The sequence below is a fragment of the Saccharomonospora amisosensis genome, from assembly GCF_011761185.1.
Taxonomy (GTDB): Bacteria; Actinomycetota; Actinomycetes; order Mycobacteriales; family Pseudonocardiaceae; genus Saccharomonospora_A; species Saccharomonospora_A amisosensis.
Window position 1 is genome coordinate 266,200 of sequence record NZ_JAAOYM010000001.1, and the last position, 25,750, is coordinate 291,949.

Here is a 25,750-nt window from a genome sequence, read left to right on the forward strand (position 1 = left end):
GTGTTCGGGACAGTCGGTCGCCTTTCGATGCAACGTGGCGGGGATGGCCGCGCGTCCTTGACGTATGCGTGTGACGGCGTTGTTGGCCCTGTTGCTGGTCGCATCCTGTGGGGCTTCGGTGGGGTCAGGAGGGCAGCGGCCCTGTACCGAGATCGGTGTCAGGGTCGGTATCGGTGTCGATATCGACGCCGGGCTCGCCGCCGAGGCCGCCACGCTGCGAACCTGCTGGGGTGGCTCGTGCCGCACCTACCCGGTGGACCTGTTCCAGTCCACTGCGGCCACCGATTCGACGTGCGCGGGTGACCGCCCGGATGACGTCTGCTCGGCACGGCTTCGGCCGACCGGCGGTCAGCACGGTTTCGCCGACATCGCTGATCTGCCGGAGCGGCCGGTCGAGGTCACGCTGACCGTTACCGGCGCGGGCGGCGAGCGGCTCGCGCACCGGACCCTGAGTGTGACCCCGACTCCGGTCTATCCCAACGGCCCCGACTGTGGTGCCGGGGGACCACAGTCGAACCTCGTTGTCGACCCACGGGGGATGGTCAGCGAACGAGCCTGAGTCCGCGCGGGCGGCGCCACCGCCTAGACCGCAGAACTCGCGGGCGGGAACGGGGGACTCGCGGGCGGGAGCGGGGGACTCGCGGGCGGGAGCGGGGGACTCGCGGGCGGGAGCGGGGGACTCGCGGGCGGGTGGGCCCGGCCTCCCCGACTGGGCCGGACCCAGCCCTGCTCGGCTCCCCTAGCCGATGTCCCTGCGACGGAACGCGACCATCCCGGCCCCGATGAGCGCGACCGCGATGGCGGATAGCCACACCAGTGGTGCCACGGTGAGTTCCTCGCCCGGCAGTTTCGGGATGTGCTGGAACGGCGAGACGTCCAGCACCGCCTGGTCCAGGTTGAGCGCGGGTCCGAACATGCTGATCAGCAGGAAGACGGCCGCAACGGCCCACACGGCGTTGGTCAACTTCGGTGCGAGGCCGAACAGCGCGACGGCCGCTCCCGCCACCAGCCACACGGCTGGAAGCTGTGCGATACAGGCGGCGAGCACCGCCGGCACTTGGCCGCCGACGTCGTCCACCCGCAGCCCGTGTGCCAGACCCATGCCCACCCCGGCCACTGCCAGCAGCAGCCCGCTGCCGAGTAGCACGAACACCAGGTGGCCGGTCAGCCAGCGCAGTCTGCCCACGCCGGTGGCAAGCAGTGGCTCCACCCGCACGGCGGTCTCTTCGGCCCGCATCCGCAGCGCGGCCTGCACCGCGTAGAGGGTGGCCACCATCCCGAACGAGTTGGCCATCGCGGCGAGGAACGCCTCCACGATCGCGTCCGAGCCACCCATCCGCTCGAACATCTGCCGGGCCTGCTCACTGGTTCCGACCAGGTCGCCGATCCCGGCCGCCATCCCGCCGAACAGCACGGCCATCACGGCGAAGCCGGTCAACCAGCCGATGAGTACTCCTCGATGCAGCCGCGAGGCGAGCGCGAACGGTGTGCGCAGGCGTGGTGCCGCGCCCGCGGGCCCCAGGCTTGTCGGTAGCAGCCCCATACCGATGTCGCGCCTGGGTTGCAGCAGGTAGGCAACCGCGGTGAGCGCGATAGCCACGGCCAGCGGGATGAGCAGCACCCAGAACCGCTCGTCGGCGAACGGCCGTACCTGCGTACTCCAGCCGATCGGCGACAGCCACGACAGCCAGCTCACGTCCCCCGCCGCGTCGCCGAGCGCGCGGAAGGCGAACGTCACGCCCAGCACGGCACTGGCGATTCCGTTGGCCGTGCGAGAGTACTCGGCTAGCTGGGCGGAGATCGCGGCGACACCGGTGAACACCCAGGTCACAGCGGCGAACCCGAGTCCGAGGGCTAGCGAGCCGGTGGCGGGCAATCCGGCGCCGATCAGTGCGCCAGCGGTGAGCAGACCGGCGGTGAGCCCGAACACCGAGCACACGACGACCGAGGCGGTGAGCGCCGCGTAGCGGCCGAGCACGGTCGACGACAGCAACTCCTGCCTCCCGGTGTCTTCCTCCTGCCTGGTATGCCGCGTCATCGTGAAGACGCACACCAGCGCGAGGAAGAGCGGCAGCAGTGTGCCGAACCGCCATGCCGTGAAGCCGCCCGCGGTGGACAGGTCGAACGCCGGTCCGTAGAGCAGCGCGATGGAGGGGTTCTCACCCATGCTCGCCGTCAGCGCCTCGCGCTCGGCTTGTGTCCGGTAGATCTGCTCGTAGGCGCCGACGGTGCCCGCCGGGGTGAGCGCCAGCACCAGCAGCCAGATCGGCAGCACGATGCGGTCGCGGCGCAGCGCCAGCCGGATCAGCTGCCACGTGCCCGCGAGGTTGCCCGCCCTCGTGGACGAGTACGGCGCGCGAGCCATGACATGCTCGACGGTGGTGGTCATTTCGCTGTCGCCGCCTCGGCTCCGGCCGTCTCGGTGTAGTGGCGCAGGAACAACTCCTCCAGCGTCGGTGGCTGGCTGGTCAGACTGCGGACGCCGACCTGGGTGAGCTGACGCAACGCCTCGTCGAGCGCGTCGGTCTCGACATCGAACCGGACGTGGTTGCCCTCGATCTTGAGGTCGTGCACGTTGGTCAGTTGCGACAGGCCGTTCGGGTGTGCCGCGAGTTCGGCGGAGATCGAGGTCCTTGTGAGGTGGCGCAGGTCGGCGAGCGTTCCGCTCTCTACGATGTGTCCGTTCCGGATGATGCTCACCCGGTCGCACAGTGCCTCGACCTCGGCGAGGATGTGGCTGGAAAGCAGCACGGTGCGGCCCTGCCTGCGCTCCTCCTGGATGGCCTCCTGGAAGATCGCCTCCATCAGTGGGTCGAGCCCCGAAGTCGGCTCGTCCATGATCAGTAGCTCGACGTTGGAGGCGAGCGCGGCAACGACGGCCACCTTCTGCCTGTTGCCCTTGCTGTAGGTGCGGCCCTTCTTCCTGGGGTCGAGGTCGAAACGCTCGATCAGTTCGTCGCGGCGGCGCTTGTCCAGACCTCCGCGCAGCCTTCCGAGCAGGTCGATCACCTCACCACCGCTGAGATTGGGCCACAGGTTGACGTCGCCGGGAACGTAGGCGAGCCGGCGATGCAAGGTGGCGGCGTCGCGCCACGGGTCGCCGCCCAGCAGGCTGGCTTTCCCCCTGTCCGCGCGAAGCAATCCGAGCAGGACCCGAACGGTCGTCGACTTGCCCGCGCCGTTCGGGCCGAGGAAACCGTGGACCTCGCCGGTGGCGACCGACAGGCTCAGTCCGTCGAGGGCCTTCGTCGGCCCGAAGGACTTGTGCAGGTCCGTCACGGAGATGGCATTTTCCATGTTGGTGAAGCTACACTAGTTTCACAAAGTTGTGAAGATACGAAACAGTATAGCTTTGGTGATGGACCGAACCTGAACGAAGGGATGGATCGACATGTCGAGCAGGCCACAGTCCCAGCGCGACCCCAGCTTCACCAGGGATGAGGAGGCAGTTCGCGAGTATGTCGAGAAACTGGCGCTGGCGTTGACCCAGATGGGCTTCCAGCGCATGTCCGCGAGGGTGTTCTCCGCTCTGACGGTCACCGACAGCGGCCGGATGACCGCGGCGGAACTCGCGGAGGCACTCAATGTCAGCCCGGCCGCCATCTCCGGTGCCGTTCGCTATCTGGAGCAGATGGGGTTGGTCACCAAGGAACGGCAGCCCGGCGCGAGGCGTGACCACTACCGCCTCTACGACGACCTCTGGTATGCGTCGTTCCTCAAGCGCGACCGCATGATGCGGGTCTGGCGCGAAGCCACAGCGGAAGGTGTGGCGGCGGTCGGCGAGAACACTCCCGCGGGCAGGCGGCTGGCGCACATGGTCGACTTCCTCGACTTCATGGCCAGGGAGATCCCGTTGCTGTTCGAGCGCTGGCACGAGGAGCACGGCGAGCAGGAAGCGGAAGCGAGCTAGCGACCCGCGACGCGCTCGCGAAAAAAGTTTCTCCCGGATGTATCTGGTGGCCCCCCGCGTGCGTCCTATGGGCGACAGCACGCCGACCGCGCCGGGAGGGACCCTATGAGCGACGAGCACCCATGCGTGGCCGAGCTCGCGATGATCCGCGACTCGCTCGCCACGATGGGCGACCCGTGGCGGTGCGGGGAAACGTGGCTGAGCAGACTCTCCGCCACCTCGCGCAAGGCGAGGCTCGGCGTTCCCTCGCCGTCGGCCGAGGAGGTCAGCGCACGGTCGGACCTTCCCGCGCGCATGGCCGAGGCCGCGCTGGCACTCGAGGGAAGGCCGGTACGCGCGGGGCACGCACCCACCCCGCACCTGCCCCGGGCGTTCGACCTGCGGAACGTGGCCGGGCGAAGCTACGTCACGCCTGTCAAGGACCAGGGTGAGTGCGGATCCTGCAGCGCGTTCGGCACGGTGGCCGCGCTGGAGACCACGGCGGCCTACACCAGGGGTGCGCCTGGACTGAAGCTGGATCTTTCGGAAGCACACCTGTTCTTCGGCCACGCCGCCGCCCGGGAGGCGATTCTGCCGGACGGCACCTGGCCGGACGAGTTGTTCGAGGACTGCCGCAAACTCGGCGTGACCTTCGCCGACTACTACCCCTACACCGATGACGACGCCGGTGCGCTCAACCCCGCGTGGCGGGACAGGGTGGCCAAGGCCGACGGGGTCGTCGACCTCAGCAGCGACCCCGCGGCCATAAAGGAGCACATCTACGGCTACGGCGCGGTCACGGCCTGCCTGGTGGTTTACGACGACCTGTTCCACTACACCGGCGGCGTTTACCGGCACACCACGGAGCAGACCAGCGGCGGGCACTGCGTGGCACTGATCGGCTGGGACGACGACGCGGGCTGCTGGATCGCCAAGAACTCGTGGGGTCCTGAATGGGGAGAGAACGGGTTCTTGCGTATCGCTTACGGCGAGGCCTACATCGAGGACTACCCCGACCCGAGGTCGACCACCCTCGGGTGTACCGGGGTGAACCTGCGCGCCTGGCTACCAGCGCAGCGCGCGCTCGGACTGTTCGTGACGGCGCACCAGGCCAACGGCTGGGCCTATCTGGAGAACCTCGGATGGACCCGCATCGGCGGTGGGCCCGACGAACTGACGACCACGCTGGCGGCGATCGGCGCCGCCAGGGCGGGCGGTCACACCATCGCACCGTTCGTCGACAACGACGAACTCAGCACGATCAGCCCCGGCGGCTGAGTCGAGGAAGAGGAACCATGACACAGGATGCGGTGAACGACGCGAAGGCGGCGGACGAAGCGCAGCCGGAAGAGTCCACACCGGACGTGCAGCCGCCTGCTCCGCCGACTGGTTGGGATCCGTACGCGCCGCCGCCGAGGCCGGTGGCGCCGACTGGTTGGGATCCGTACGCGCCGCCGTCGAGGCCGGTGGCGCCGACTGGTTGGGATCCGTACGCGCCGCCGCCGAGGCCGGTGGCGCCGACTGGTTGGGATCCGTACGCGCCGCCGCCGAGGCCGGTGGCGCCGACTGGTTGGGATCCGTACGCGCCGCCGCCCAACCCGGTGGCGCCGACTGGTTGGGACCCCTACACACCGCCGCCCAACCCGGTGGCGCCGACCGGTTGGGACCCCTACACACCGCCGCCCAACGGGGGCGGCCAGCGGCAGCCCGCTCGACCGGGGGTCAGCTCGGAAAGCGGTTGGAGTCAACACCGTTTCATCACGCACCTGTGGTCGGCGGCCGAATCGCCGGGGGCGTGGATATCGGTGCACGGCGCCGGTTGGAAGCGGCTCTCTCCCGCATCCGAGTCGGGCCACAGCCACCTGACTCAGCTGGCATTGCTGGCGAAGAACTACCGGCTGCCTGTCGCGTACCACGAGGACTCGCGTGGGGAGATCGACCAGTTGCTGGTCTGAACCTCGCGTGGAAAAGGGTGGTGGCCGACAGCCGAGGGGGCCGTCGGCCACCACCGCCGGGGGGAGCAAGGGATGCGGCCGGGTGTACCGGCCGTAGGAACACGAAAGGACGGGGCGTGGTGGCACTGGTCCGGCTGGCGCAGTCCGATGCGGGCAGAGCAGCGGAGCTGCGTGTCGGGGACACCGTGGAGTTGCGGCTCCCGGAACTCCGGACGTCGGGTTACCGGTGGTCACTTCGCCTCCCCGAGGGGGTCCGGCTGGTCGCCGACGAATACGTCCGTGGGGGTGGCGACCATCCGGAAACGGGCCCTGTTGGGGGTGGGGCCCCGGGGGGTGGTGGGGTTCGCCGGCTGGCGCTGGATGTCGTGGGCGCCGGTCGGCACCTCATCGAGGCCGAGTTGGCGCGGCCGTGGGAGGACCGGCCGCGCCGCTCGGTCAGTTTCGTCCTGTCCGCTACTCCGACCGAGTGAGCAATGTATCTCTATTCCGACAACCGACTCCGTTGTCCTTTCCGGCCCGAGATACTGCCTGCGCCGACTTGAACAGCGCGATCCGGGAGGGCGGATGCGGTGACGGACGCCAGAACCGCCGAGGCGGACCCGTCGTGGGAGGGCCTACGCGGGCATGAGCTGTACGCGGCGTGCATGCACCAGGCGCGCGCGGGAAACCGTGCCGCGATGAACCGGCTCGTCAAGGAGTTGACGCCGCTGGTGTGGCAGGTCGCGCGAGGCAACGGGCTGGACAGGCACACTGCTGAGGACGTCGTGCAGACGGTGTGGCTCGCGCTGTTCCGGTACCTGGATCAACTCGCCGATCCCAAGGCGCTCGCCGCGTGGCTCATCACCACGGCGAGGCGGGAGGCGCAGCGCGCGGTCCGGCGCAAGCCCGCACCGGTGCCGCTCACCGAGGAGTTGGCCGAAACCGTTCCGAGTGCGCAACCCGCACCCGACGCGGAAGCGGTTCGAGCCGATCGCGACCGCAGGTTGTGGCGGGCGTTCGCGCAGCTGCCGCAGCGGTGCCAGGAGTTGCTGCGGTTGACGGTTCTCTCAGGACGTGCCGAGTATCGGCTGGTCGCCGACGCACTTCGCATTCCGCATGGCAGCATCGGACCTACGAGGGGTCGGTGCCTGCAGCGGATGCGGGGACTGCTGGAAGCTCAAGGGGGCAGCGTATGAACGAGGGCAACACCTTCCCGGACGACGACACGCTGCTTTTGGAGTTGGACAGGTTCGTCCACGAACTCGACCCGCCGCCGGACGACCTGGTGGAACGGGTGCAGTTCGCGCTGGCACTGGAAGACTTGGACGTCGAGGTCGCGCGTTGGGACAGAGCCGACGCTCTGACCGGCGTGCGCAGCGTGGCCCAGGGCACGATCACCTTCACGGTGAGCGATCTCACCGTGATGATCAACCTGACCGAGACGGGGCAGCGGCATCGCATCGACGGCTGGCTCGTCCCGGAGGGTCAGTACACGGTGGAGGTTCGCGTGGCGGGACACGACTCGTTCACCACGGTCGCCGACGACGGCGGCCGGTTCGTACTGAACGATGTGCCCAGCGGAACCACCCAGATAGTGGTGTACATCGGCGGCGAATCGTGCCGTCGCACCATCGTCACCCCGGCCGTGGTGCTGTAGAAGCCATCCGGCGCGACAGCGCTGTTGACGGATGTGCTCATATAGATCCCGTGCGTGGCGGGACACAACAGAATCGGGATCTCGACGCGGTGCTCGCCCTGCACCGGAAAGCGAACGACACCGCGGCCAGCGCGCACAACATCGAGGCCATTCGGCTGCTGCGCAAGGCGCTGCGATTGATCGATGCCAAGGCGGCACCCGACGCTGCCTGGGTGGCGGCCAGGATCAGGGTGCTGATCAGCCTCGCGCTGGCGACCTCGGAGGTGGGTTCCACCGCCAAGGGGTTCCGGGGACTCAGGCGGGCACAGGCGCACCTGGAGCAGTTGCCCGAGGGCCGCAGCAAGCAGGAGTTGCAGGCGGTCATCTCGGGACAACGTGCCCTGTTGCTGTTCCGAGTCGGCAGGCTCGCAGAGTCGCTGGCCCTGTTCAACGCCATCATTCCCACGCTGGAGGGGCTGCAGAGTGAGGACGGCCTGCTGCTTGCCCGCACCATGACCAACAGGGCCCAGATCCATGCCGAGATGGGCAACGTCGACGCGGCGGCTCGCGACTTCGACCGGGCCATCGCGCTGGCCGCGGAACACGGCCTCGCCCGCATCGAGGGCAAGGCGCGCCACGGCCTCGGCGACCTCGCGCAGCTGGCGGGCGACATCCCCGGCGCGCTGCACCACTACGAAGAGGCCGCCAGGATTCTGGAGTCCGCCGCGCCCGGTTGGTTGGCCAGGGTCCGGCTGGACCAGGCAAGGGCGCTGCTGGTCGCGGGACTGGCGAGGGAGGCCGCGAGACACCTCGACGAGGCGCTACCCGACCTGCGCCGCAACCGAGTCATCCAGGACCTGGCCGAGGCCAAGGTGGCGAGGGCGGCAGCGGCACTGCTCGAGGGCGACTACGACCTGGCCCGTCACCTCGCGGTCCTCGCTCGCCGTCGGTTCCTGCGCCGCGGTAACAAGCCGTGGGCGGAGGTCGCCGCGCTCGCGCGACTGCGCGCGGACGCAACCGAGGTTCTGGAGAGCGGGGCGACTCCACCGCCGCGGCTACCGTCCAGCCTGTTGCGGGTTTCCGACCGGCTCGCCGAGCTGGGGCTGCGCGACGAGACGGCGGCGGCACGGCTGCTCGCGGTACGACTGCTGGTGCGCAGGGGTGCCCTCGACGCCGCGGCCGAACAGTTGGCGAAGGTGCCGAAGCCTCGAAGGACCAGCCCGGTTGACCACAAGATGCTGCTGCGGCTGTGCCGCGCCGAGTTGGCTGTCGCGGCGGGACGGCCACGCTCCGCGCTGGCGCAGGCTCGGGCGGGACTGACCGAGCTGGGCTCGGCCCGCGACCGGATGGGTGGTCTCGACCTGCTGTGCGGCACCGCCGTACACGGCCAGGAACTGGGCGCGCTCGCCGTCGGCCGCGTGCTCGCCGGAGCACGCGGGCAGCAGGGCGCGCGCAGGCTGCTCGCCTGGCAGGAGCGCACTCGCGCGCAGGTGTACCGCTACGAACCACTGCCCGCGATCGACGACCCGGTGCTGGCCAGGTACCTGACCGAGATGCGGCACGTGCAGCGCACCGTCCAGCAGCACCGGCTGGCAGGCAAGCCGGTGGCAGCACTGGAGAGCCGGTACGCGTGGCTGCAACGGGAGGCGAGCAGGCTCGGCTGGTACACCAGCCGCTGGGGCAGGCCGAGGCCGGTGTGCTCGCCGGAGGAGGTGGCGCAGCGGCTGGGCGAGCGCACACTGGTGAGCCTGGTCGGGCATGCCGACTCCCTTGCCGCGGTGGTGGTGCGCGACGGCCGGTTCAGCCTCGTGCGGTTGGGATCCCTTTCCGAGGTGGTGGAGACCGCGAGGCAACTGCACGCCGATCTGCACGCGCTGGCGCCCGACCAGTTGCCCGCCGCGTTGAGTGCGGCGGTGTCCGCGTCGGCGCGCCGTAGGGCGGCGCTGCTCGACGAGCGGCTGATCCACCCGCTCGCCGGGTTGATCGGCGACACCGAACTGGTGATCGTTCCCACCGGATCACTGCACGCGCTGCCGTGGCCCGCACTGCCCAGCCTGCGTGGGAGGCCGCTTTCGGTCGCGCCCTCGGCGACGGTGTGGGTCGCCGCCGCCCGTGCGGGTAGGCCGGAGCCGGTGGTGCTGGTCGGCGGTCCCGGTGTGCCGGGAGCTGTCGGGGAGGTGCGCCAACTGCGGGCGGTGTACCCGTCGGCGCGATTGGTGGACGGTGAGGCGGCGACCAGCGAGACGGTGTTGTCGGCGCTGGAGGGTTCCGGGGTCGCGCACCTGGTCGCGCACGGTGCACACGAGCCGGGCAATGCGCTGTTCTCCCGGCTGGACCTGGTCGACGGTCCGCTGTTCGCCCACGAGGCCGCGCGGCTGTCCAATCCGCCGGAGCGGGTGGTGCTGGCGGCGTGTGAGCTGGCGATGAGCCACATCCGGCCGGGTGAGGAGGCCCTCGGGTTCGCGGGTGCGCTGCTGGCGAGCGGTTCTCGGACGGTTGTCGGGGCCGTGGCCAGGGTCGGCGACAGTGCGGCGGCGCAGGCGATGACGGATCTGCACCACAGCCTCGCCGCCGGGCTGTCACCGGCCGTGGCGCTGGCGGAGGCCACGGCGGTGGACCCGTTGCGACGACCCTTCCTGTGCCTGGGGGCGGGCTGACCTGCGAGCGTGCTGCTACCCGCGTTCGGCGGCGGCGACCAGTCGGGTGGCCAGGAACCGGACCGCGGCGTGTAGTACCAGCTTCGCCAGCGGGCCGCTGCCTGGCACGGCCTCGGTGAAGGTGGCACGCCAGCACAGCAGGGTGCCGCCGGAGCCGTCGGGACTCAGCAGCACCTCGGCGTGGTAGTCGCGCACCGGTGCGGCGCCCGCGAAGGTGTAGACGTGCCGGTCGGGTGGTTCGTAGCCGGTGGTTTGCTCACGCATGAACAGTGGCCACGCACCCACCTTGCGGATCGCGCCGATCCCGCCGTCCTCCGGTTCGCCTCGTCGCTCCCACGACGAGTGCATTACCAGCGGCCGTGCCCACCGAGACCAGTTCGCACCGTCGGTCTCCAGTTCGAACAGCTTCCACGGCGGGGCGGTGCTCCTGCGCCGCACCTCGAAGGAGTACGTCCTGTTGGCCATCGGTCAACGATAACCGCCCGCGGGGCAGGCCGGGCAGGTGCCGTGCTCTCCACGTTGCGCCATCGCGCGAACGCTGGTGGTCTGGAGAGCATGGGTTTCAACTTCGATCAGATCAAGCACAGGGCCAAGGACGCGCTCGGCAAGAACAGCGGCAAGATCGAGCAGGGCATCGACAAGGCGAGTGGGCTTGCCAGGTCCCGGTTCGGCAAGCAGGCGGGCAAGATCGACAGCGCCAGCCGTAAGGCCAAGGAAATGCTGCGCAAGAATGCGGGCGGTGGGCAGCAAGGTGGGGACCAGCAGGGCGGGCCCAGGTAGCTCCGGCCACTCAGCAGACCTCCCCGGAAGCCACCTCACCAGCTATGGCCGTGATCCGGCCACCGCGCTCCCCCAACGCGACCAGCCCGTCGCGAGCCTCGGGTGCGGTCAGGTCCACCGTGACCGCCGCGCGCGAGGCGTTCCTGTGCTCGGCGAGCGCCCTCGCTCCCGCGTGCCCCGCTTCGATGGTGGCCGCCACCCCGCCCGTCGAGGCCAGCGCCCCCCGGGCGGCACCGAGCTTGCCGAGCGCCTCGTCGAGCACGGGAAGCAGGGCAGCACGGTTGCCCTCGACCATCGCCCGCACCAGGTCCGGTCGGGTGCCCGCCACCCGCGTTCCGTCGGCGAACGACCCGGCCGCCAGCGCCGCCGCCAGCGGACCACCGAACGATCCCACCGCCGCCAGCACCGCGGCGAACAGGTGGGGCAGGTGGGAGATGCGCGCGACGACCTCGTCGTGTGCCTGGCAGCCGAGCGGCACCACGTGCGCGCCCGTGTCCAGTGCCAGTGTCGCCACCTCCCGCCACGCAGCCAGGTCGGTGTCCTCCTCGATCGCGACGACCCACGCCGCGCCGACGAACAACGTGGCCGTTCCCGCGGCCCAGCCCGACTTGGCCGTGCCCGCCATCGGATGACCACCCACGTACCTCGCCGTCGGGACCGTGCGCCGGACGGCGTCGCGCACCGGGGTTTTGACGCTGGTGACGTCGGTGAGCACGCAGTCGGGTGCGTACTCGGCGACGAGCGGCAACACGGTGTCCAGCGCGGGCAGCGGCACGGCCAGCGCGATCACCGCGTCGGCCTCCGCCGCTCGCCGTAGCGCCTGTGGCACATCGGTGGAAACGGCATAGCCTTCGGCCGCGGCGGCCTGCGCGTCCAATGTGGAGTCCGTTGCGCCCCACACCTTCCTGCCCGCCGCCGCGGCAGCACGCAGCAAGGAACCGCCGACCAGACCCAGCCCGATAACGCATACGTCTCGCACGGCGCCCATCCTGCCCTACCCGCGCAAGGCGTCCAGCGCGAACGCCGCGTACATCGCCACCCCGTTGGCCAGCGCGGCCTCGTCGTAGTGCACCCGGTTGGAGTGGTTGGCGGCCGCCTGAGCCGGGTCGGTCCCGCTCGGGCACGTGCCGAGGAACGCGAACGCCCCTGGTACCCGTTGCAGCACGTAGGAGAAGTCCTCCGCACCCATGATCGGAGCGGGCATCGGCTCGACGTTGTCCGCACCGAGGACCTCGGCGGCGAGCTGAAGCACTCGCGCCGCCTGTTCCGGCGAGTTCACCGTGGGCGGGTAGCCAGGCTCGATGTCGGTGAGCACCTGGCAGCCGTGTGCCGCGCCGACGTTCTCGCAGACCTTGGGCAACTCCTCGTGCACCAGCGCCCTCGTCCGCGCCGACATCGTCCGGATCGTCCCCGACAGCTCAGCGCTCTCCGGAATGACGTTGCTGGTGGTGCCCGCGGCGATGCGGGTGACGGAGACGACGGCGGGATCGAACACGTCGATCCTGCGGGTCACCATCGTCTGCAACGCGCCGACGAGTTCGGCCGCGGCCGGAATGGGGTCCACGGCGTTGTACGGCATCGAGGCGTGCCCGCCGGAGCCGACGACCCGGATGTCGAAGGTGTCAGCCGCGGCCATGACGGGACCGGTCCTCGTCGTGACCAGCCCGCTCGGCAGGTTGGCGTGAACGTGCAGGGCCAGCGCGCGTTCCACTCGCGTTCCCGCCGCGTCGAGCACTCCTTCGTGGATCATGTGACGAGCACCGTGATGGCCTTCCTCGCCCGGCTGGAACATGAAAACGACCGAGCCCGCCAACTCCTCGACGTGTGAGCTGAGCAGCCGCGCCGCCGAAGCGAGCATCGCGACGTGGGTGTCGTGCCCGCAGGCATGCATCACCCCCGGTACGTCCGAGGCGAACTCGACGCCGGTGTCCTCGGTGAGCGGCAGCGCGTCCATGTCACCGCGCAGCAGCACCGCGGGCCCCGGCTTGCCGCCCCGCAGCACGGCTGTGACCGACGTCGTCGTGGTGCCCCGAGTGATCTCCAGCGGCAGCCCCTCCAGTTCGGCGACGACGGCCTCCTGGGTACGGGGCAACGTAAGGCCAAGCTCGGGGTGCTGGTGGAGCTCGCGCCGCAGCGCGACCGTTCGCGGCTGCAGCGCCCTTGCCTCCTCCAGCAATCCGGCAAGTCGGGCATCGGGCAGCGAGGGCAACTCGGTGGGTCCGGTCATGTACTCGATACTGGCACGCATTCGGTTGATGCTTTCGTCGATCGACCTGAGCCGCGCGGGTATACGGTGGGCGCATGGCGGTGAAGGAGCCGATCACGGGGTTCGCGGTGGCGGTCGTGCGCGAGGACGGCCGGTGGCGATGCGGCCCGCTGGACACGGCCGCGCTCACCGATCTGGACGCCGCGATCACACAGTTGCGCAAGCTTCGCTCCACCGGCGCTGTCTTCGGGTTGCTGGCGGTGGACGACGAGTTCTTCGTCATCGTGCGCCCGAGTCCGACCGGTGCGTCCCTGCTGCTGTCCGACGCGGCCGCGGCACTCGACTACGACGTCGCGGCGGATGTGCTCGACCTGCTGCGTGCCGAACCACCGGACGATGACGACGACGTCATCTGGCCGGAGGGAGACCTCGAAATTCTCGCCGACCTTGGAATGCCAGGTCCGGAGTTGGAGGTCATCGTCAACGAGGTTGAGCTGTACCCCGACGAGCAGTTGCAGATGATCGCTCAGCGGTGTGGCTTCGGCGACGAGTTCGCCAAGTTCGTCGACGACCTGTGAGCCCGCCCCTCGACGCGGGCGACGCCGAAGCCGTGCGGTCGGCCATCGGCTTCGCGCGGCGGGCGCAGGGCACCGCCGATGTGCCGGTGGGTGCCGTGGTGTTCGCCCCTGACGGCAGGCTGCTGGCCGGTGCCCACAACGCGAGGGAACAACTGGGCGATCCCACGGCGCACGCCGAGATCTTGGCCCTGCGCGCGGCCGCGCGGGAGTACGGGGACGGCTGGCGGCTGGAGGGCTGCACCCTCGCGGTGAGCGTCGAACCGTGCACCATGTGCGCGGGTGCCATCGTGCTGGCGCGCGTGGCCAGGTTGGTGTTCGGCGCGTGGGAGCCGAGGACGGGCGCGGTCGGTTCGCTGTGGGACGTGGTGCGCGACCGCAGGCTCAACCACCGGCCCGAGGTGATCGGCGGGGTGCTCGCGCGGGAGTGTTCGGCGTTGCTGGAGGAGTTCTTCGCGGGTCAACGCGATGCGACGGGGTCGTTCGAGTAGCGCTGGGCCGATGCAGTATCGTTTCCGGCGGTAGCGTGTCCGAGCGGCCGAAGGAGCACGACTCGAAATCGTGTGACGGTTAACCCCGTCCGTGGGTTCAAATCCCACCGCTACCGCTGTTGAACAGGCAAAATGCCGGGTGGCTCGGGAAGAGCCGCCCGGCATTTCGCCGTTCCGTCTCGGTTTCGGGCTCCCTTCACTCGCTCTGCGGCCGCCGGGCTTCCGGCCCGTTCCCGATCCGGTTGATCGGCTTGCCGCACGGCCGTGTGACCCGGGTAGCACGGTCAGGTTGTGGCCGGTGCGGGCCGCGCGGCGATGGTGTGTGCTCAACGTGTCGGCCTGAAAGCACCGCGTGCATCTGCTTGCTGCTCGCTGGGAAGGGATGGCGCAGACATGGTGGCTGCCGACAACAACGCCGCAACGATCGATCAACTGTCGGATGTGGACGGAAATGGCTCGGAACTGGAAAGCAACTGACGATCGGGTGCGGGCACAGAGTGTTCGGACCAAACTCGGTCGGGTTTCCGTGGGCACCCGATGGGGTCACGGTCGTGTCAAGTCGCGTGTCAACGGAAACGTTCTGGCGCCACGAAGCGAAGGTTGCGGCATGTGCTTCGAGGGCAATCGCCTGTTCGCGCGCGCGCTCGCGCTGTTCATCGCCGGTCTGGTCGTCATGGGATTGGCCTCGGTCGTCGCCGCTCCACCCGCCTCGGCCGAACCAGTCCTGCCCGCCGGTTTCGCGCTGCGTGACCTGCCGAGCGGGCAGCAGCCCGGGGACCTGACCGACTTCGCCTACCTGCCGGACGGCAGCGTGCTCAGCACCGGCAAGAGCGGCACTGTCGCATGGGTTTCCACCAGCGGGCAGAGCCGCACGCTGGCCAAGCTACCCGTCCTCGCCGAACAGGACCTCGGGCTCGTCGGGTTGGCCGTCGCCCCTGATTACGCTTCGTCACGGCACATCTATCTCGCCCGCTCCGTGCCCACCGCGGGCGGTGGTTTCGAACTGCGGTTGTCACGGTGGACGGTTTCCGGATCGGAACCGACCGGGCTGACGGCCGAGACGCCGCTGCTGCGGCTGCCGGGTGACAGCAACGTGCACGCCATGACCGGAATAGAACCGGCCGACGACGGCACGCTGTGGGTGTCCATCGGAGACAACGCAAGCTACACACAGACCGACCCGCTCGCATTGCGCGCGCTGGACCCCAACGCGGCACAGGGCAAGATCCTGCACATCACGGCGGACGGCCGGGGCGTCGCGAGCAACCCCTACTACGACGCGGCGAACCCGGGCGCGACGCGAAGCAAGGTGTTCGCAGGCGGGTTCCGCAGCCCGTTCCGGTTGTCGCTCGACCCGCGCACCGGGCTGCCGGTGGTCGGCGACGTCGGCTGGAACGCCTGGGAGGAGATCGATGTCGTTCAGCCGGGCCGCAACTACGGCTGGCCGTGCTGGGAGGCACGCGAACCCACACCGGGTTACCGGGACATGCCGCAGTGCGCCGGTGTGGGCAACACCGACCCGCTCGTCGCGATGCCGCACGGCAGCGGCACCGACAACGCGAACAGCTTCACCGGTGGCATCGTCTACACGGGCAACAGCTATCCGGAGGCCTACCGGGGTGCCTACTTCTTCGGCGACTACACCCATCAGAAGCTCTGGTCGGTGCGCTACGACGGGCAGGGACGGCTGACACAGGGGCCACAGAGCCCGCCGTTGGGCACCGGGGTTGGCAGGCCGGTGAGTTTCGCAGCCGCACCGAACGGTGACATCGTCTATGCCGACATCGGTTCGGGCACGCTGAAACGGCTGACCTACACCGACGGCAACCAGGCTCCGGTGGCCAAGGCGACCACGACGACCGACCCGGAGACAAGGACGGTCACCTTCGATGCCGCGGGCTCCCACGACTTCGACGGCGACCCGCTGACCTACCACTGGGACTTCGGGGACGGTCAGACCGCGAGCGGACCGAACGTGACGCATACCTACGCCGAGGGGACGGAGCGGTTCACCGCGACGCTCACCGTCACCGACTCGCTCGGCGCGTCGTCGAGCACGCAGGTCACGGTGGTGCCGGGCAACCACACACCGGTGATCGACGCGCAGACTCCGGGTGACCGCACGTTCGCCGTCGGAGAGCCGGTGCGGCTCAGCGCGACGGCCACCGACGCCGAAGACGGTCCGCTGGGCGTGCACTGGCAGGCGACCGTGCTGCACTGTCCCGAGGAAGCCACCTGTCACGCCCACCCGACCGAATCGGCGGACAGCCCCACGTTCGAGCAGCCGTTCACCGACCATCCGGACTCCCGGATGGAGTTCACGGCAACGGCGACGGACAGCCAGGGGGTCACCACGACATTCACCTACACCGCGTGGCCGAGGGAGCATCGGCTCGCGCTGGACAGCAACGTGCCCGCCGCGCTTGAAATAGCCAGCGAAGGCGGCGGGGGTGGCGCGAGCACCGGGCGCAGCGCCACGCAGGTCACCGAGGGCGCGCAGGTCAGCGTCTCGGCGGCGGCGGTGGCGCTGGACGGAGCGTCGGAGTTCGCCGAGTGGGCCGACGGCTCCTCGGAGCGGGTGCGAACCTTCGAGATGGCCGACGCCGACGTCGTGCTCACCGCGCTGTACTCCACCCCGGTCGCTCAGCGTTACGCCTCCGACCCGGATGTCAGAGCCCTGCTCGGCGAGCCGACCGGTCCCGAGGTGATCGATGGTGGGGTGTACTACCGCAGCTACGAGCACGGGCGTCTCTACTGGTCGCAGCCCGCGGGCACGCACGAGGTGCACGGCCCGATCGCGGACAAGTACGTCGGCCTCGGCGCTCACCGCGCCTTGGGTCCGCCGACAACGGACCAGCGCACGACACCCGACGGAATTGGTCGGTACAACCACTTCGAGGGTCGTACCCCCGGGCTTCCGGCGTCGGTGTATTGGACGCCGGACACGGGTGCGCACGGCGTTTGGGGTGCGATCCGGCAGCGTTGGGCGGCGTTGGGTTGGGAACGTGGGCCGCTGGGTTATCCGGCGACGGATGAGTCGGTGACGCCGGATGGGGTTGGCCGGTACAACCACTTCTCCAAGGCGGCGTCGGTGTATTGGACGCCGGACACGGGTGCGCACGGCGTTTGGGGTGCGATCCGGCAGCGTTGGGCGGCGTTGGGTTGGGAACGTGGGCCGCTGGGTTATCCGGCGACGGATGAGTCGGTGACGCCGGATGGGGTTGGCCGGTACAACCACTTCTCCAAGGCGGCGTCGGTGTATTGGACGCCGGACACGGGTGCGCACGGCGTTTGGGGTGCGATCCGGCAGCGTTGGGCGGCGTTGGGTTGGGAACGTGGGCCGCTGGGTTATCCGGCGACGGATGAGTCGGTGACGCCGGATGGGGTTGGCCGGTACAACCACTTCTCCAAGGCGGCGTCGGTGTACTGGACTCCGAGCACCGGAGCACACTCGGTGTACGGCGCGATCCGCGGCCGCTGGCGCACGCTCGGCTGGGAACGGTCCTACCTCGGTTACCCGACGACGGACGAGTTCTCGGTGAACATCGGCAGGCGGGGCAACTTCCAGCGCGGCTACATCGTGTGGAACTCCTCGACCGGAGCGGTCACCGACCGCCGGTACTGAGCGAGCCGTCGGGAGGGTTGTGGCCGGATGTGGTCGCAGCCCTCCCCCGCGTTCGGGGTCGCAACACCGGCACGGTCAGCGGGCTCGTCCCGCTCCGTTGCCCGCGATCCTGCCGAACACCGAACCGTTGGTGAGGCCGCTGCCACCTGGGTAGTTGAAGTAGAAGATGCCTCCGACGAGTTCTCCGGCCGCGTACAGCCCCGGGATGGGGTAAAGGTCGGTGTCGAGCACCTCCGCGTTGGTGTTGATCCGCAAACCGCCGAAGGTGAACGTGATCCCGCATGTCACCGCGTAGGCCTCGAACGGTCCCCGCTCGATGCGGTTGGCCCAGTTGGTCTTGTCCACCGCGAGCCCGTGGGTGCGCCGCTTGTCCTTGACGTTGGGGTTGAATGGGGTCGCGGTGTCGACGGCGGCGTTGTAGGCGGCCAACTCGGCGAGGAAGCCGTCGGTGTCGACACCGTCCAGCTTGCGGGCCAGCTCCTCCAGTGTGGCCGCGGTGACCTTGGTGACCTGGCGGATGCGGTACTCGTCCCGCAGTAGGTGACTCACCTGCTGATCGAAGATCTGCCATGCGAAGTGGCCGGGTTGTTCCAGGATGCGCCGCCCGTACTTGGCGTAGGTGTAGGCGCGGAAGTCGGCGCCTTCGTCCACGAAGCGCCTGCCGTGGGCGTTCACCATGATGCCCCAGGGGTAGCTGTGCTTCTGGAAGTTGTCGCCCACCGACAGGTCGGGCGGTAACCCCGGCCGAGCAGGCGATGGCCGACGTGATCCTTGATCTGGGGCGCAACGGGCAAGTCGCGTGCTGAGTGTGGAGGGTACGGCGATGACGGTGAACAGTTGGAGCGAACGCTCGTCCGGCTCGGACCCGGTGCTGGAAACCACCAGGATGCGCCTTCGCCGTTTCACAGCGGCCGACGCGGAAGCTCTGGCAGCTCTGCATGGCGACCCGGAGGTGATGCACTACCTCGATGACGGGCGGCCGGTGCCGCCCACCGTCGTGGTTGAGCGGAACCTTCCCGCGATCCTGCGTGAGTACGACCAACTTCCGGACGGGCTCGGCTGCTTCGCCGCCACCGAAGTGGCCAGTGGCGGCTTTCTGGGTTGGTTCAGCTTGCGGCCCGCGAGCAGCGTCGGCCTCGACGGCGGGATCGAACTGGGGTACCGGCTCCGCCGCGCGGTGTGGGGCAGGGGGTATGCGACCGAAGGGGCCCGCGCGCTGGTTCACCACGCCTTCGCCGCGCTCGGCGTGGAGCGGTTGGTCGCGACCACGATGACCGTCAACACCGCATCCCGGCGGGTGCTGGAGAAGGCGGGGCTACGGCTGGTTCGTACGTTCCACCAGGCGTGGCCCGAGCCGATCGAGGGCGCCGAGCACGGAGACGTGGAGTACGCGCTGACCCGCGAAAGCTGGCAGCGGGACTCCCGGTGTGATGTCCAGCCTGCCTGTCAGCGCGCCATCTCAGCCAGGAACGCTTGCGTTTCCTGATCGGTTGAATACAAGCAGACGCCCTGCATACCCCGCGTCAACAGAACCTTGTACGTGTTGCGGATCAAGCCTGCGAAGTGGGGTTCGTCGGCCTTCTTGACCGCCGGATCGTGGGAACGTTCTCTCCGCGCCACCCACCGCCCGTCCCGGCGAACGAAGTCGGGGCCGAAGATCACTCCCGCCCAGTCGTACTCGAAACCCTGCGCGGTGTAGATGCAGCCAACCTGGCCGAATCCACGCTCGTCAGATGCCCAGTAGTACGACTCGGGCGCGTCCGGAACGCGCTTGTCGGGCTTGGCGTTCCATGGTCGCTTCCAGCCGCCGATCACCACGTCTTCGACGAGGCGCTTGCCGTTGTCGGTACTGATCGGGTCACTCCACGGCCAGCAATAGCCTGCCGCGATCCGGGCGGTCCCGCCCTGCTCGGCCTGCTTCATCAGCAGCCAGGACTCCATGGCTTCCGGAGAGTCGGCGCTGGTGACCGCGAACTCGTCGTCAAGCGGCGAGGCGAGTTGACTCCAGCGCACCGGCCGCAGCGGGTCAAGGCCGAGAATGCGAGCCACCCAGGTGTCGAACGCGGCCGAGCCGCCACAACGGAACTGTCCATGCAGGTGTACGACTTCGAGTTCACACCCCTTCGCCGCTGCGGCGGCGGTGATCTCGTCGAGTGAGCCCATCTCCCCTGGCCGCACGATCTGGTTCTCATCAAGCAGGAAGACCGGCACCGAGGCCACGTCGATCAGCTCGTCGATCTGTCGGCCCGCACGCTGTCGGACTTCCTTCCTGGTATAGCGGTTGACGCTCGTCTCGCGAATCCGGTGTGCTTCATCGCAGATCAGCACATCGAGTTCCCTAGGCTCGGCCGCGGTGTAGTTGTTGAAGTACTTGAACAGTCCCTGTACCCGGCGGTTCCGCCTGCCGGCGATCTTGCGCATGGTGTTGGTGAACGCGCTGGATCCTGTCGCGTGGTGGACAGGACGGCCGCTTCTCGCGAGCTCACCGACGAGGCTCAATGCGATGGCGCTCTTTCCCGACCCGGGCCCGCCGAGCACGACCACGACGGTCTTCGTACTGGCCGCGCGAGCCTTGTGCAGAGCCCGCATGACCAGTTCGTAGGCCACCTTCTGCTCGTCGAGCAAGATGAACTGTTCCCGCTCCTGGATCTCCTTGGCCGCCAGGTTCAGCAGTGGCTTCGACGGGGCGTGATGAAAGTTCAAGAAGTCGTCGGCTGCGGTGAGTGCGGCCGTACGGCTGCCTTGATGGTCCAGAACGGCACGCAGGTGTCCTACCAGCTCGGCCCTGTCGTCCAGAGTGAAGAGCCGACCGTGCTCACTCGGCGCGTGCTGCTTGAGCGACGCGATGCCAAAGTCCTGGGCGTTGTGCAGGTAGGCGATGCCGTGAATGACATGCGGACGCGCCGCGAGGGCCGGTGTCGAGTCGATGAGGTACTGGCAGTAGGCCCGCACCTGTTCGATGGGGTGCAACAGAGTGTCGGCGCCGTAGCCAGGAACGCGGACGAGGTCGTAGGCGACGAGTTCCGCATGGGACCACTGCTTCAGCTCCACGAGCACGTAGCTCGGCTCGCCGGTTCTGGGGTGAGTGCCGCAAAGAACGGCGTCGACGCGCTTGGGGCTATGCGGTAACCGGTGTTCGAGAAGAACCTCGACGTGCCCCAGACCAGCGTCGGCCAGGTCCGCGAGTAGCACTGGGAGGCTGCGTCGCCATGACCGTACCTCGCCGACTCCTACCCGTGCGTCGAGCTGGAACTTGGCCTGCCCCGACAGCAAGACGTGCAGCCGATCGGCGCTCGCTTCTTGTCGCAGGTCTGCCGCGCTTCGACGAACGAGCGCCACTTCCAACCCCCACTGGGCACGCGTGTTCCACGCGCGGGTGGGGGGCAGCGACGAAGCGGCTACTTCGGTGCCCGTCGGGCCGCGATCCTGAGTCGCAAGGCTAGTGCGTGCAGGGGCGGTCGCATCCCATGGGGTGCTGATGAGTCCACTGAGCAGTCCCCTTACTCGGCTACGGTCGGCTGTCTCGGTGTGAGTCGCCGACTCGTTGTCACGATCCGCGAAAGCCGGTCGCAGGCGCAGCGGTGGCGTGGGCGAGGTCAGCGACTCCGCGGTGACGCTTCGCACGCTCGCCTTATCGGTTGGGGTTGCACGACGGTTTCCCGCGTGCTGCACGCTAAGCCTGGGCAAACCCACCGCGCCCGCTTGCGGCGCGGCGATCCGGCGCGTCCGGGAGCTGGCAGGCGAACTCGGTTACCGGCCCAACCCGCATGCCAGCAGTTCGCGCACCAGGCGCGGCAACCTCGTCGCGGTGCTGGTGCCACGGCTGTCGGACACCGTGCTGGCGACGATCTGCGAGGGCATCGGCGAGGCGGCGGGCGAACGGCCTGTCGACGCTCATCACCAACACCAGGAACGTGCCCGCCGTACAGCGGGCCCGCGCCGAACGGGTTCTCGGTCACCGGGTGGACGGAGTGATCTTCGGTGACGCCTTTGTGGACATCGCGTTGCTCGCCGAGATCTCCGCGAGCGGTATGCCGTTCGTGCTCGTCAACCGGGGCCGAGTATCGCTCGCCATGGAACTCCTCGCCGAACCGCTTCGCGGTGCTCAGGTCACTTCCCCGCTGCTGCGGCCCGTGCTGGCGATACGCGAGTCCACCAGCCCGGCCCGACCACGGCCGTAACCGGGCATCACGACTCCTCGGCGAGAATGCCGCGCAGCTGCGCCAGCAACTCGCCGCGGCTGGTGGCACCCAGCCGCTGCCGCATGCGGGCCATGTGGTGCTCCACAGTCTTCGCCGAGATAAAAAGCCGGTCTCCGACCTGCTTGTACGTCATGCCCGCAACTACCAACTCGGCGACCTGCCGCTCCCGGTCGCTGAGCGCGGGCGTGCCATTGGGCGTCGACGAGGTCGCGGCCGACCGCCCCTGCAGTATCCGCGCGCAGTCGAGCAGGGACACCATCGCGGCCCGGTCGGTGGTCCTGATCGCGGCCTGTCCCGCCAGCCGGGCGCCGTCCCACCACAGCCCCACACCGTGCAGTCCCTTCGCCGCCGCCTCGACCCGTTGTGGGTCAACGGCGCCGGTGAGCACGTTGAGCCAACACTCCGCTGCCTCGGCGACGACGGCGTGGTAGCGACTGTGGTCGGCGCCGTTCGCGAGCGCCGCGACATGTTCACGCGCCTCCGCCTGTTGTTCGGCCATGATCGCGGCGTGCAGCCCGCTCCAGTGCAGCGGTGTACTCCACAGTGGTGGGTCGCCGAGCCGGTGCAGCAGCTCGCCCGCCTGCCGGACGTGGAGGGCGAGCCGGTCGCGGTCACCCAGCCTGGCCGCGGCCACGATGAACTCTCCGAACGGCAACAACGTGAACAGATCCACCCGGTGGCGCATCACCGCCTCGCACGCCTCACCCCAGATCGTGCGCAATCCGGCGAGGTCGCTCGCCCTGCGGGCGAGTCCGGCCCGAAGCCCCACCGCGAACAGCCAGTCCCTCGGTGCGAGCTCGGACTCCACCGCGGTGAGCCGCTGGGTCGCCAGCTCGGTGTCGCCGCGCACCATCGCGATCCACGCGAGCAGCAGCCGATGCCGGTTCGCCAGCGCACGACCGCCCGACCCGGCGGCGATCGCGCGTTCCAGCAGGGTCTGCGCGATCCCCAACTCTCCACAGTGGATGCCAACCAGCGCGCCGAGCGCGGACGGGCTTTCCGGCAGCAATGGTGAGCCGCCTACCGGCTCCAGCATTTCCGCCGCGTTGACCAGGGTGGACAGTGCGCCCGACGCGACGCCGGTGACCGACTCCAGGACGCCACGCGCCATGGCGGACATCGCGCCCGACAGCAGCGTTGGTGGCTGCGCGCGGCCGGGTTCGAGGCTAACCGTTCGCGCCTCGTCGAGCCTGCCGGTGCCGACGAGGCACAGCACGGCGTACAGCTCGGACAGTTCCGTCGCCGACCAGCGGTACAGTTCGGCACTTCGCGCGAGCTGACCACGATGCACGAGCGCGGTGCCCGCCGTCAGTGCCGCCTGGCCCCGGTCGGGCGCCTGCGGGTCGGCGATCACCTGGTCGGCCAGCCGCAGCGCGGTGTCCAGATCGCCCGCGCGAGCGGCGGCCTCCGCCCAGCGTGCTCCGACGGCCGTCGGTGACCTGCCCGCGTCGACAGCAGCGGAGAGGAACTTGGTGGCCAGCGCCGGGTCAGTGTCGGCGGCCTCGGCCGCCGCGGCTTCGAACGCGGCCGCGGCCTCGGTGCCGGTGTAGCCGCTGCCAAGCAACGGCCGGACGAGCGTGAGGACGGGACCACCGCGCCGCAGTTGCAGCCGGACGAGCCGCTGTGAGACGGCCAGCCTGCGGTCGGCAGGCACCAGCGCGTCCAGCGCTCGCGCCGCGATCGGGAGCAGCGTGCCGTCATGGGCGAGCAGTCCGGTCGCTCTCGCGGCGTCCACGGCATCGGCGACGCCAGCGTGGTCACGGTCGAGCAACCTGCTCAGCAGGTCGGCGTCCAGCCCCGAGCCTGCCCTCGCGGCGAGCAGGAGCAGCAGAGTGTGCTGACCGAGCCGGTCGAGTTCGGGGCGGAACTCCGCGAGCGCTCGTGCCGGAATCTCCGGCTTGTCGCCGATGGCGGTGGCCAGCCGTGTCACGAACCCAGGAACTCCGCCGGTCTGCTTGTGCACGAACTCGGCGAGTCCCGCGCGTTCCTTGCCCAGCAGCGCCGCGACCCGCTGGCGGTCGAGCGGGCGCAGCACGAGTTGCCCGCGTAACCGTGCCAGCGCGCCGTTGAGGTCTTCTGACCTCGGCCAGGGCCGGGTGGCGATCACCAGGCCGGTGCGTTCGTTGTCCGCGAGTTCGCGCAGCCGCGCCAGTTGTGGCTCCGCCAGTTCGTGTGCGTCGTCGACGAGCACCAGCTCGGCTCCGTCGTGCTCGCCGAAGCGGGCGGTGGGAACACCTCCGCGTTCGCAACCGCGGGCGAGTTCATCCAGTACCGCTGTCTTGCCGTACCCGCCAGGCGCGACGATCGCGAGTCTTGCGGGCATGAGCCGTCCGCTCGCGACGGCAGCGCACAGTTCGCGCGTCGGATCGTCGAGCACGATGTCGGAGTGCGTTGCGATCAACGGTCCTCGTCTCGTTCGGTTGTCGAGGAGCCGCCCTTGCGGGCGAGGGAGAACCGCCGCTTCGGTGGCTCGAGTGGAGTGATCTCCACCGGCGGCCGCGGCGGCGGCGGTTCAAGCTCCTCGTCGGCCTGCCCGAACACGGCGGGTAGCTCGTGGCTGCCAGTGACGAGCGTGCCTGAGGTCTCCGCCTGCGCGGGTGGTGCGGGCTCGTGCCGTGGTTGTGCGGCTAGCGCGGCACCTCGGCACAGTGCGGTGCCGGGGTCGTCGTCGACCGCGACAGGGCACGAAAGCATAGTCTCCGCCAGCCGCGTGGCAAGTGGGATGCGGGCGGTGCCACCGGCGAGGGTCGCACACGCTAACTGCTCAGGCGGCACGGTGGACGCCAGTCTTTCCAGCCCGCTCACGGCGGCACTGAGTACCGGCCGCGCCAGGTGTTCGAACTCCTCGCGGTTGAGATAGACCTCCTCGGTCACGATCACTTCGGGCACCTGGGAAAGCCGTTCCTTCGCCGCGATGCAGGCGGATCGAAGCCGCGCCATGGCGCCGGGGTCGTTCTCGTCGATGCCCGCGCGCGGCAGCACGTGCCGCAGTAGTAGGTCGTCGAGCCGCGAACCGGCCTCACCCTCACCGCCTGCGTGGTTGAGCAGTTCGAACCCGCGGGGGCCCCTGCGCAGCACGGCGGTCTCGACATGTTCCCCGCCGATCGCACATACCGCGACAGCCTTGCCGACCTCGATGTCCTGGTTCCACAGGCAGCTCTCCGCCGCCGCGATCGGGCTGGGCAGTGCCAGCACGCCAGGCAGTTGTGCCTGGTCGAGCGCTTCGTGCAGCAGCCCGCGCCGAAACGCCGACCAACCCGGCGGGTGGGTGACCACGATGCGTTCCGGTTGTGATCCCTCCATCTCGGCCACCCGGTCGGCCACCCAGCCGATCAGCGCGGCGGCGAGCGACTCGGCCGGGTACGACACGTCGCCGAGGACGAAGGGCACCGGGTCACCCGTTCGGTGTAGGGGGGATCTGGCGATACGTTCCGGCTCGGCGGGGGCGCGGTGCAGGGCAGCCTGGCCAACCAGCAGGTCACTGTCACGGGAGACGTACACCACGGCGTCGACCCACGGCGCGCCCGCTGAGAGCGTCACCACCTCGGGCGGGCCCCATGGGCCCCCCTGGTACCTGGACACCGCCGCCGTGGCACGGGTCGCACCGAGATGAATGCCCAGCACATAACGCATCTGCGGCGTTTCCTCACGTTCGGTCGCTTCGGTGGTGCGGTGTTGGGTTCTTTCGTATCAAAGCGGTGTGTGGGCACAACACCCCCGAAGCCGCGACGGCGCGATCCCCTAATCCCCTAATT

Annotated in this window: 24 protein-coding genes and 1 tRNA gene; 16 read left to right on the forward strand and 9 right to left on the reverse strand. The window is 69.4% G+C overall.

The window, feature by feature from the left end:
* Positions 1-64: 64 nt before the first annotated feature.
* Positions 65-559 carry a hypothetical protein gene (locus FHU38_RS01335; RefSeq protein ID WP_167165734.1) on the forward strand — a complete coding sequence of 165 codons (495 nt, stop codon included), beginning with the start codon at positions 65-67 and terminating at the stop codon, positions 557-559.
* Positions 560-739: 180 nt separating this feature from the next.
* Here FHU38_RS01335 and FHU38_RS01340 read toward each other — a convergent pair whose 3' ends face one another.
* A complete protein-coding gene (locus FHU38_RS01340) occupies positions 740-2,389 on the reverse strand; it encodes an ABC transporter permease (protein WP_208415513.1) in 1,650 nt (549 codons plus the stop codon).
* A complete protein-coding gene (locus tag FHU38_RS01345) occupies positions 2,386-3,297 on the reverse strand; it encodes an ABC transporter ATP-binding protein (protein WP_167165736.1) in 912 nt (303 codons plus the stop codon). Before FHU38_RS01345 ends, FHU38_RS01340 begins: the two co-directional genes overlap by 4 nt.
* 94 nt (positions 3,298-3,391) lie before the next feature.
* Here FHU38_RS01345 and FHU38_RS01350 point away from each other — a divergent pair, with 94 nt between their 5' ends.
* From FHU38_RS01350 to FHU38_RS01380, 7 genes are all read left to right on the forward strand, one after another.
* Positions 3,392-3,910, forward strand: a complete 519-nt coding sequence (locus tag FHU38_RS01350; protein ID WP_167165738.1) for a GbsR/MarR family transcriptional regulator — start codon at positions 3,392-3,394, stop codon at positions 3,908-3,910.
* 105 nt (positions 3,911-4,015) lie between these two features.
* Positions 4,016-5,167, forward strand: a complete 1,152-nt coding sequence (locus FHU38_RS01355; RefSeq protein ID WP_167165740.1) for a C1 family peptidase — start codon at positions 4,016-4,018, stop codon at positions 5,165-5,167.
* A 17-nt stretch (positions 5,168-5,184) separates the two neighbouring features.
* The gene (locus tag FHU38_RS01360) at positions 5,185-5,844 is read left to right on the forward strand and encodes a hypothetical protein (protein ID WP_167165742.1); all 660 of its coding nucleotides are present in this window, start codon (positions 5,185-5,187) and stop codon (positions 5,842-5,844) included.
* A gap of 116 nt (positions 5,845-5,960) precedes the next feature.
* Positions 5,961-6,314: a protease inhibitor I42 family protein gene (locus FHU38_RS01365; protein ID WP_313886633.1), complete on the forward strand. Its 354-nt coding sequence runs from the start codon at positions 5,961-5,963 to the stop codon at positions 6,312-6,314.
* A gap of 99 nt (positions 6,315-6,413) precedes the next feature.
* Positions 6,414-7,019, forward strand: a complete 606-nt coding sequence (locus FHU38_RS01370) for an RNA polymerase sigma factor (protein WP_167165745.1) — start codon at positions 6,414-6,416, stop codon at positions 7,017-7,019.
* Positions 7,016-7,480: a carboxypeptidase regulatory-like domain-containing protein gene (locus tag FHU38_RS01375; RefSeq protein WP_167165747.1), complete on the forward strand. Its 465-nt coding sequence runs from the start codon at positions 7,016-7,018 to the stop codon at positions 7,478-7,480. Before FHU38_RS01370 ends, FHU38_RS01375 begins: the two co-directional genes overlap by 4 nt.
* Before the next feature lie 50 nt (positions 7,481-7,530).
* Positions 7,531-10,116, forward strand: a complete 2,586-nt coding sequence (locus FHU38_RS01380) for a CHAT domain-containing protein (RefSeq protein ID WP_167165749.1) — start codon at positions 7,531-7,533, stop codon at positions 10,114-10,116.
* 15 nt (positions 10,117-10,131) lie between these two features.
* Here FHU38_RS01380 and FHU38_RS01385 read toward each other — a convergent pair whose 3' ends face one another.
* Complete coding sequence (locus FHU38_RS01385) at positions 10,132-10,581, reverse strand: SRPBCC family protein (RefSeq protein WP_167165751.1); 450 nt, start codon at positions 10,579-10,581, stop codon at positions 10,132-10,134.
* 90 nt (positions 10,582-10,671) lie between these two features.
* Here FHU38_RS01385 and FHU38_RS01390 point away from each other — a divergent pair, with 90 nt between their 5' ends.
* Positions 10,672-10,896 carry an antitoxin gene (locus FHU38_RS01390; protein ID WP_167175300.1) on the forward strand — a complete coding sequence of 75 codons (225 nt, stop codon included), beginning with the start codon at positions 10,672-10,674 and terminating at the stop codon, positions 10,894-10,896.
* A gap of 10 nt (positions 10,897-10,906) precedes the next feature.
* Here the strand turns inward: FHU38_RS01390 and FHU38_RS01395 are convergent, their stop codons facing one another.
* Together FHU38_RS01395 and FHU38_RS01400 are read right to left on the reverse strand one after the other, a co-directional pair.
* The gene (locus FHU38_RS01395; RefSeq protein WP_167165753.1) at positions 10,907-11,884 is read right to left on the reverse strand and encodes a prephenate dehydrogenase; all 978 of its coding nucleotides are present in this window, start codon (positions 11,882-11,884) and stop codon (positions 10,907-10,909) included.
* Between the two features lie 6 nt (positions 11,885-11,890).
* Positions 11,891-13,123, reverse strand: a complete 1,233-nt coding sequence (locus FHU38_RS01400) for a M20 metallopeptidase family protein (RefSeq protein ID WP_167175303.1) — start codon at positions 13,121-13,123, stop codon at positions 11,891-11,893.
* Between the two features lie 74 nt (positions 13,124-13,197).
* On the opposite strand from FHU38_RS01400, the gene FHU38_RS01405 reads away from it, so the two are divergent.
* From FHU38_RS01405 to FHU38_RS01425, 5 genes are all read left to right on the forward strand, one after another.
* Entirely contained in the window at positions 13,198-13,680 is a 483-nt protein-coding gene (locus FHU38_RS01405; protein WP_009156682.1) for a tRNA adenosine deaminase-associated protein, read from the forward strand.
* Complete coding sequence (locus tag FHU38_RS01410; protein ID WP_313886634.1) at positions 13,677-14,168, forward strand: nucleoside deaminase; 492 nt, start codon at positions 13,677-13,679, stop codon at positions 14,166-14,168. The genes FHU38_RS01405 and FHU38_RS01410 overlap by 4 nt, the downstream gene beginning before the upstream one ends.
* Positions 14,169-14,197: 29 nt before the next feature.
* Positions 14,198-14,284, forward strand: a tRNA-Ser gene (locus tag FHU38_RS01415).
* A gap of 175 nt (positions 14,285-14,459) precedes the next feature.
* A complete protein-coding gene (locus FHU38_RS01420) occupies positions 14,460-14,645 on the forward strand; it encodes a hypothetical protein (RefSeq protein WP_167165755.1) in 186 nt (61 codons plus the stop codon).
* A gap of 130 nt (positions 14,646-14,775) precedes the next feature.
* Positions 14,776-17,793, forward strand: coding sequence for a PQQ-dependent sugar dehydrogenase (locus FHU38_RS01425; RefSeq protein WP_208415514.1), 3,018 nt, complete (start codon positions 14,776-14,778; stop codon positions 17,791-17,793).
* Positions 17,794-17,868: 75 nt separating this feature from the next.
* Here FHU38_RS01425 and FHU38_RS01430 read toward each other — a convergent pair whose 3' ends face one another.
* Positions 17,869-18,513, reverse strand: a complete 645-nt coding sequence (locus FHU38_RS01430; RefSeq protein ID WP_313886635.1) for an FAD-binding protein — start codon at positions 18,511-18,513, stop codon at positions 17,869-17,871.
* A 103-nt stretch (positions 18,514-18,616) separates the two neighbouring features.
* Here FHU38_RS01430 and FHU38_RS01435 point away from each other — a divergent pair, with 103 nt between their 5' ends.
* The gene (locus tag FHU38_RS01435) at positions 18,617-19,279 is read left to right on the forward strand and encodes a GNAT family N-acetyltransferase (protein WP_243852177.1); all 663 of its coding nucleotides are present in this window, start codon (positions 18,617-18,619) and stop codon (positions 19,277-19,279) included.
* Here FHU38_RS01435 and FHU38_RS01440 read toward each other — a convergent pair.
* Positions 19,240-21,132 (reverse strand): DUF2075 domain-containing protein, encoded by a 1,893-nt coding sequence (locus tag FHU38_RS01440; protein ID WP_167165757.1) that lies wholly within the window; start codon positions 21,130-21,132, stop codon positions 19,240-19,242. The genes FHU38_RS01435 and FHU38_RS01440 overlap by 40 nt on opposite strands.
* A 575-nt stretch (positions 21,133-21,707) precedes the next feature.
* On the opposite strand from FHU38_RS01440, the gene FHU38_RS26900 reads away from it, so the two are divergent.
* Positions 21,708-21,974: a hypothetical protein gene (locus FHU38_RS26900; RefSeq protein ID WP_208415515.1), complete on the forward strand. Its 267-nt coding sequence runs from the start codon at positions 21,708-21,710 to the stop codon at positions 21,972-21,974.
* A 7-nt stretch (positions 21,975-21,981) separates the two neighbouring features.
* Here the strand turns inward: FHU38_RS26900 and FHU38_RS01450 are convergent, their stop codons facing one another.
* Both FHU38_RS01450 and FHU38_RS01455 read right to left on the reverse strand, forming a co-directional pair.
* Complete coding sequence (locus FHU38_RS01450) at positions 21,982-24,396, reverse strand: LuxR C-terminal-related transcriptional regulator (RefSeq protein WP_208415516.1); 2,415 nt, start codon at positions 24,394-24,396, stop codon at positions 21,982-21,984.
* Entirely contained in the window at positions 24,393-25,628 is a 1,236-nt protein-coding gene (locus tag FHU38_RS01455; RefSeq protein WP_167165759.1) for an Hsp70 family protein, read from the reverse strand. The genes FHU38_RS01450 and FHU38_RS01455 overlap by 4 nt, the downstream gene beginning before the upstream one ends.
* Between the last annotated feature and the right edge of the window lie 122 nt (positions 25,629-25,750).

Coding starts and splice junctions, on each gene's coding strand:
- FHU38_RS01400 (WP_167175303.1), bottom strand. CDS start 13,123: ATGACCGGACCCACCGAGTTGCCCTCGCTGCCCGATGCCCGACTTGCC.
- FHU38_RS01375 (WP_167165747.1), top strand. CDS start 7,016: ATGAACGAGGGCAACACCTTCCCGGACGACGACACGCTGCTTTTGGAG.
- FHU38_RS01455 (WP_167165759.1), bottom strand. CDS start 25,628: ATGCGTTATGTGCTGGGCATTCATCTCGGTGCGACCCGTGCCACGGCG.
- FHU38_RS01390 (WP_167175300.1), top strand. CDS start 10,672: ATGGGTTTCAACTTCGATCAGATCAAGCACAGGGCCAAGGACGCGCTC.
- FHU38_RS01425 (WP_208415514.1), top strand. CDS start 14,776: ATGTGCTTCGAGGGCAATCGCCTGTTCGCGCGCGCGCTCGCGCTGTTC.
- FHU38_RS01355 (WP_167165740.1), top strand. CDS start 4,016: ATGAGCGACGAGCACCCATGCGTGGCCGAGCTCGCGATGATCCGCGAC.
- FHU38_RS01335 (WP_167165734.1), top strand. CDS start 65: ATGCGTGTGACGGCGTTGTTGGCCCTGTTGCTGGTCGCATCCTGTGGG.
- FHU38_RS01385 (WP_167165751.1), bottom strand. CDS start 10,581: ATGGCCAACAGGACGTACTCCTTCGAGGTGCGGCGCAGGAGCACCGCC.
- FHU38_RS01395 (WP_167165753.1), bottom strand. CDS start 11,884: ATGGGCGCCGTGCGAGACGTATGCGTTATCGGGCTGGGTCTGGTCGGC.
- FHU38_RS01405 (WP_009156682.1), top strand. CDS start 13,198: ATGGCGGTGAAGGAGCCGATCACGGGGTTCGCGGTGGCGGTCGTGCGC.
- FHU38_RS01350 (WP_167165738.1), top strand. CDS start 3,392: ATGTCGAGCAGGCCACAGTCCCAGCGCGACCCCAGCTTCACCAGGGAT.
- FHU38_RS01360 (WP_167165742.1), top strand. CDS start 5,185: ATGACACAGGATGCGGTGAACGACGCGAAGGCGGCGGACGAAGCGCAG.
- FHU38_RS01345 (WP_167165736.1), bottom strand. CDS start 3,297: ATGGAAAATGCCATCTCCGTGACGGACCTGCACAAGTCCTTCGGGCCG.
- FHU38_RS01340 (WP_208415513.1), bottom strand. CDS start 2,389: ATGACCACCACCGTCGAGCATGTCATGGCTCGCGCGCCGTACTCGTCC.
- FHU38_RS01435 (WP_243852177.1), top strand. CDS start 18,617: ATGACGGTGAACAGTTGGAGCGAACGCTCGTCCGGCTCGGACCCGGTG.